This is a genomic window from Deltaproteobacteria bacterium (genome assembly GCA_003696105.1).
Taxonomy (GTDB): Bacteria; Myxococcota_A; Polyangia; order Haliangiales; family J016; genus J016.
On sequence record RFGE01000180.1, the window covers coordinates 1 to 6946 of the forward strand.

Consider the following 6946-nt stretch of genomic DNA (forward strand, 5'->3'; position numbering starts at 1 on the left):
GTCACGTCGGGCGCGCGGGGGTGAGCGGACGGCGGGCTCGGGCGCCGCGCGCACCCGAGCCCGCGTCCATGCGGCCGCGTCGGCTACGGCGACGTCCCGCGATCGTCGGACATCGGGGCGCAGCGGCCGCCTGTGCGGACGCCGCCGGCGCACGTCGTGTCGCGATCGTCGGGCTCGCGCAGCACCCAAACGCGCACCGCGGAGGTGACGTAGGTCACGAGCCGAGGCAAGTGCGTGACGGCGCCGACGTTCACCGTCCCATCGTCGGTGCGTTGCAGGCGATGCGCTATGCCGGCTTCCCCGCCCATGGTCGCCGCGGACTTGAGTTTTGCGTTAGCCACTTCGACGTCGGCACCGACCTCGATGCTGCCGGAAAATTCCTCCCTCACCTTGGCATGCGTCTCGGTGGCGTCCGTGACACTCGACCGGAATCCGCCTGACAGGTGACGTTCGTATTGAGGGAGGTCCTGCCGGAACTGGAGCGAAAGCTGGTTGACCGACGGCAATTGCGTCACGTCCGCGAGGTCGATGGACGTCGCGTCGCCGGTGAGCCCGACGACAGACCACGCGACCGATCGCCCGTCGTCGGCCACGTCGGCGTACACCGTGACGGCGAGGGCCTGTCCGTCGCCGGACTTTACCGCGACGCGCATTTCGACGTGGTCCCCGGGCCGGGCGGCCACGACGGAGACGTTGCGATCGTGGGCCAGGGTTCCGGCATAGATGCCGCGATTGTTGAGAATTTGTACCTGAGCGGTCAGGTTTGCGGCGAAGTCGGATTCCTCCGCCGTAAACCCGCTCGGATCGATGTAGCGCACCGGGTTGTTGCGCACGTAGGCATAGCGGTTGAGGGTGAACGGCTGCATCGGATCGGGCACGACCGGATCGGGCTGAGGCCAGCGCGCGAGCGCCGGCAGGTACTGGCGCGCGCCCATGTGGACGTGGCCCAGTTCATCGTCGTGTTCCGCGCCGGTGAACCCGTAGCGGATGCCGGCCGGATCGCCGGCGGTCCACACGTCGAACGGCTCGCCGAACGGCTCGTACAACCGGCGCTCGACGACGGACCCGCGCTCATCGGTGACGACGGCGACGGTGCCCTGCACGTCCGGGTGTAGGTAGAACGTGCGGCCGGGGTACCGGCTCGAGACGAGCGCCACGCGCACCCCTTCGACGACGACGTAGCGGTCTTCGAACTCGGTGCGGCCCGCGTCGTCGTCGCTCCGCTCGTAGTGGGGGCCGAAATAGCGCAGCGTGCGCGTCTTGCCGTCGGCAGCACCGGCCGAGCGCACGGTATGCCGCTTGAACACCCGATTGCCGTCGCTGTCGTAGCCGAACTGAGTCGTCTCCGTCCACGTCCCCGCGAGCGAAGTCACAGTCCGCGTCGCGGCCTGCATCCGGCCGTCCGCGGTGTAGTCGTACGCCGTGTCCCCATCCGACACGAGGTAGCCGTTGCGGTTGTACTGGAAGGTCACGCCCGCGCTTCCGCCGGCGCGGGTGACCGCGTGCGGGCCGGCGCCACCGTACTCGTAGACGCCGTTTCTGCCGTCGCGGTCCCAACTCGAGTTGTAGACCATGTTGTTGACGGCGTCGTAGCGCCACTCCCAGCCGGTCACGGCCGCCATCCCCGGCGGAACGTCGGCCCCGAACCGGTGCTCGGCGGCCACGAGCCGGTCCCCCCAGTCGTACGCGTAGGTGCGCTCCCAGTCCTCCACGGCCTCGTGGATCCACGTCGTGTTGCCGCCTTCATCGTACCCGTAGTTGAAGTGGACGAACGGGACGTCGTTGCGCAGCAGTTCGATCGACGCGACCTTCTCGCTCGCGTCCCACACCGTGCGAGTGGTGACGCCGTTGCCCCACTGGACGCGCTGCGGTCGGCCCAGGGCGTCGTAGTCGATGTCGGACACGATCGGCCTGCCGTCGAACGCGACCGTCACGAGTTCGGGGCCGCGGTACGCGTAGCGGGCGATCTCGCCCGTCGGGTACTCGAGCGCGACCAGCCGGCCGACCCAGTCGATCTGGCGCCGGGTGGTCTCCGTCACCCCGTCGATCGTGCGAGACGTGGCGATGACCCGCCCCCACGAATCGTAGGCCCACTCGGTCGCGTTCGGTCCGCGCGACGTGCGGGTCGGCAGCCCCAGCGCATACCGGCCGTCGTCGTACGTCCACGACGCATCGTCGCCGCACGCTCCGGCACCGCGCGCGCAGAGCGTCACCTGCCGCGTGAGCGGGCGTCCGAGTTCGTCGTAGGTCGTGGCGATTTCGTTGCCTTCCGCGTCGCGCCGGCGCACGAGGCGGCCCGATCGATCGTAGTCGTACGTCCACGCACACGCGACCGGCAGCCAACAGTTGCTCATATCGGGGTCGACGAGCGCGCGCCGGCGCCCCATCGAGTCGTAAAACATCAGCCACTGGTTGCCGTGCGCATCGTGCACGCCGACGAGCCGGCCGAGGCGGTCGTATACGTACTCGGTGGTGGCGCGAAGCTGGGCTGCGCTCCCGCTTCCCTCGTACTGGTGGACGGCCACCACGTTGCCGCGCGCGTCGCGTTCGTAGACCGTCTGGTGCCCGCGCGGCGACACGATCGCGACGGTCCCCAGGTCGTAGGCCGTCTCGGTGACGTGATACGAAAGGTGCATCGGCTGGTTGGCCCACGGCGGCCGCCACGAGTACGACAGCCCGCGCTCGACGTCGCGTCCGGCAAAGTCGACCGTCACGTACGCCGTCGCTTCGCCGCCCAACTCGAAATCGTAGGGCGTATACGTCGGCGTGTTCGTGGCGTAGGCCAACGTCTCCTCGGCGACCTCGCCAAAGTGGGACCACAGGCGGCTCACCGTTCGGTATCCGCCCCGGCCGTCGCCGGTCTTCTCCTGGATCGCCCGCCCGAGCCCGTCGAGGAATACGTGCGAGTCGGTGGACTCGCCGGCGCTGGCATAGATGCGGGTGTGGATCTCTTCGCCCGGGCTGGCCGACACCCCGGCGTCGGTAAAGGTGTGTTCCTCCAGGGTGATCAGCCCGCCGGCCGGATCGCCGGGCGGCGTACTTTCCAGCCGAACCACCCGGCCGAACGGGTCGACCGTGCGCACGAGACGGCGACCATTTGGCCGTGTCTCTTCGACGACGAGGTCGAACCGTTCATCGGGCACATAGCGCGTCGTGAGCGCGACCGGCGCCGCCTTGCCCGCGGTGACGATGGTGGTCTCGGCCAGCACGTGGGCGAAGCTTCCGGATCCGCCGGCGTAGTCCCATGACGTGTGCTCGCCCTCTGGGCCGACGCGTTCGATTCGGTTGCCGAAGGCATCGTAGGCGTAGCGCGTTTCGGCCCACCCTTCGAGGCGACCGTCGTAGCGGATCGCCGTACGGGTCGATGTCAGGTCGCCGCGGAGGACGCGTCCAAGCGCAACACCGTCGTAGAGGCGCTGTTCCTCGGCGAGCACCGCCGAGCCGGTCCCCCACTGTCGCGTCACCGAAGTCGCCGGCAGGCTCACGATCCAACGATCGACGTCGACCGCGTACGTCGTTTCGTGCAAGACATCGTCTCCGGCGTGTGACAGATCGCCGTAGTCGTACACGCGCGTCACGTTGCCGAACGCGTCCGTGTCGAAGTCCTTGCGCGTTCGGCGCACGTGGGTGGGATCGGCCGCGCCGCGTTCTTCGCCTTCGACGCGCACGAGCTGGGCGGCGAAACCCGGCTTGTCCGCACCGTCGGCGATCGCGTCGTTGGAGCGCACGTCGTAGCCGAACCACTGGGCCGTGTGGACGCGGCACTCGTCTGCGTGGACCGGCGCCGGCGTGCGGAACACGACGCGAGCGAACGGCAGGCCGGCCAGCGCCGGGTGGTCGGGCCACGCCGTGCCGGTCGACGTCACCCGGTACTCGCCGGACGCGCCGACGTAGTAGTAGGTGTGGTGGCGAGCCAGCGCCGTGCCCAGGTTGTCGCGCCGATCGGTTTCTACCTGCCGAAACCCGCGGAACACCTTGGCGTCGTGATCGAAGTAGGGCTCGCGGTAGCGATACTCCGTGACGTATGCGATCTCGTCGCCCGCCGGAGTCTTGTGCTGGCCGGTGCGGGTCGTGGCGCGCGCGAGCACGTGGACCGGCCGGTGAAGAGTGCCCGCCCCGACGTGCGGACCCGTCGTGTCGGTGGAACGCGGCGGGAACTCGGCAGCGGGCGGCTTGGCTGGCTCACACTGGAAGGCATTGCCGAGCCGTGCCGTCGTCACCGTCTGGTACTCGAGATGGGTGACCGCCCCGCGGCCGTTGTCGATCTCTTCGAGCAGGGCGCGGCGTGCGCCGATCTGGTTGGCAAAATACGTGACGCCCGATGGCGTGACCCTGACGAAGTCGAGTAGCCCATCCGCGTCGATGTCCACCAGGCGGGTGTGGCCGTAGTCCCACCAACCCGAGCACGAGAAGCGATCGTCGCCCGCGATCCACGCCAGCGGTTCGTTCGGGCCCGCCTCGGCGCGCCACCCGTCCGCGTCCGTGGCAAGCCCCATGCCGGTGTTGCGGAAGACCAGCCAATGGGGTGAAGGCTTGGAGGCATCCGCGATCGCCGAACAGACACAGCAAGGGTCGTGCAAGCAGGCGTCCGGCTTGAAAGCGTCGTCAACCCAGAGCTCGTCGGCCATGCAGCCCGAAAGGGCGACGTCCCCGTTGGTCACCACGAAGTCGACGAGGCCGTTGCCGTCGAGGTCGACGAAGCCGGTGCGCTGGTTGCCGGAGGCTGTCGTCTCGCTCAGGGCGAGCGGCACATCGTACAGCGATGCGATCTGCTGGAAGGTCGCGGTGTAGTGGGTGAGCGACTCGTGTGCAAACCCGCGGCCCGTGCCCAGATAGAAGCGCTCGCCGTCGAAGTAATCGATGAGGCCATCGCCGTTGATCTCGACGAATCCCTGGACGACGCCCCGCGGCAGGGTGAGGCCGAGGTGTTCCGGTGGCTCGACTCCCTTGGGCCACGTCCACTCGACCGGCGTAGCAAACGCAGGAATCGGCGTCGGGTCGCACAACAGGTTGCGCTCGAACATCCACGCTCGGGAGGAGCCATCGCCGACCACTCGGAATCGGTCGGGGCATCCATCTCCGTCGCCATCCTCGAGCTGGGTGACCGGCGCACGCCACGGCGGGTTGCCGGCATCGAGCTCCACGCCGAAGCCGGGCGTCTGCCACGGGACGGCGCGGAAGCCGTCGCCGACGTTGAGGTAGAGCGTTTCGCCGTCGAATACGTCGGGCAACCCGTCTCCGTTCATGTCCAGCGTCCTGGCGACGGTATACGGACCGGGCAGCAGCGGCCCGGGGCCCCAGTCGGCCTGGCCCCACTTGGTCACGACGTCGCCATCTTGGTTGGTCGCGGCGGGCGCGACGATCGGGTAGGGCGCGCCGAGCCACGCGATCGGTGTGGCGGAAAAGCCGCCGGGGCCGCGGCCGAGGTAGACGGTCCATTCCGTACATCCGGCCGTGTACCAGGGGCAGCTCGCATCGACGAGGTCCACGTAGCCGTCGCCGTTGATGTCCATCACGTCGCGGACCACGGCCTTGACCTGGCCCTCGTCGGAGCTCCACCACGCCGTCGTTACGGTGAAGGCATCGCCCGTCGGAACCGACAGCGATTGCCCGGTGGACGCGAACCCGAACGGACGGGGAAACAGGTCGCTTTCGTAGCGGAACACCTGGGCGGGCAACGCGGAGTTGCCGTCGGCACCGACCACCGTGACCGAGCGAAGCATCTCCTCGCCGGTGCCGCGCAGCGGCTCGTGATCGAGGACGTAGGTGCGGACCGGGGCCCCGCCGAGTTGGACGCGCACTTCGACGATGCGGTTCCGCTTCCACTGAGGGAACCCGTAGCGCCAGGAGACCCGCTGGCCACCGCGCGCGCCGGCGGGGGCGCGAACGATCGCGACGGTGCGCGCCTGCCCCAACACGGTGCCGCGGTAAAACGTATAGTCGATGCGGGTCGCCTCGTGGGTGTCGCGGTCGTATACGACGCGCCACGACAGCTCGTGGGGGTCGACGACCTCGTCCAACAGGTACTCCATCGTGTAGCCCGTCTCGGGATGCACCACGCGGCTGTTGGCGGCCTGCCGGCTCCCGAAAAACGAGTGGGTGCCCCGGCGATCCGTCACGACCCAGTAGTCGCCGTCGGCGCAGTACAGGATCCGTTCGAAGTCGTCCGATTCCAGGTAGAAGCGTCGCGCAAGGCAGCCGTTCGGATCGCGGGCGGTGTCGCCGGGCAGCAGATCCTGGCCCGCGTACTCGTAGCGTGCGACGAGCGGGGAATCGGTCTGTGCCCGCAGCGTCCCGTAGCGCGTCGACCTTCGAATCGCCGGCAGGGACAGCTCCCAGCCGTAGCCGGCGTCTCCCCGGGTTCGCTGGCTCGAATAGGTCAGCGCCAGCTTCGGCTGGACGCCGCCGGCGCCCCGCGGTACGACGATCGGGATGCGATAGGTCGCGGCCCCCGTCGGGCTGGCGGGGCCCACCGTGCCCTCGCCGGCGGCGTCGGCGCGCAGACCGCGAGCATTGTCGGCCACGAGGGACGCGTTGTCGCTGGACTCGGTGGCGTCCAGACCGGCGCGTGCGCCGGTGTGCGTTCCGATGGTTACGAGAACTGTCGCGAGAACGAGCGAGCGATGACTTCTATGCATCCTTCCTTCCGCCCACGCTGGGACGGACGGCCGAGGCGATCAACACCACAAGCCGGCGCCGGCTACAAATGATCTCGATCACACGTCGCGACGCGGTCGTCGGACGCGGCCCGGCGGGACCCGCCGTCGATGGCGCGGGCACGCGACGCGGTTGCGTCGCGGTCACGCCGTCTGCGCCGGCGACACCGCGAGCAGCGGGGCGCGCGCGTCCGGCGGCGCCCGCGCGGTCGGTCACCGCAGCGGTCCGTGCCCGGGGCGGCGGGGCAGTCGCCGGTCGAGGTCGACCAGCACGCCGGCGATGCGGTCGA

1 protein-coding gene is annotated in these 6946 nt (G+C 69.3%); it reads right to left on the minus strand.

Annotation, left to right across the window (positions count from 1 at the left end; all coding sequences use genetic code 11):
• Positions 1-83: 83 nt before the first annotated feature.
• Entirely contained in the window at positions 84-6638 is a 6555-nt protein-coding gene (locus D6689_11935) for a hypothetical protein (GenBank protein RMH41083.1), read from the minus strand.
• Positions 6639-6946 lie beyond the last annotated feature (308 nt).

Bases quoted from the DNA above. Each gene is read 5' to 3' on its own strand.
- D6689_11935 (RMH41083.1), bottom strand. From the start codon at position 6,638: ATGCATAGAAGTCATCGCTCGCTCGTTCTCGCGACAGTTCTCGTAACC.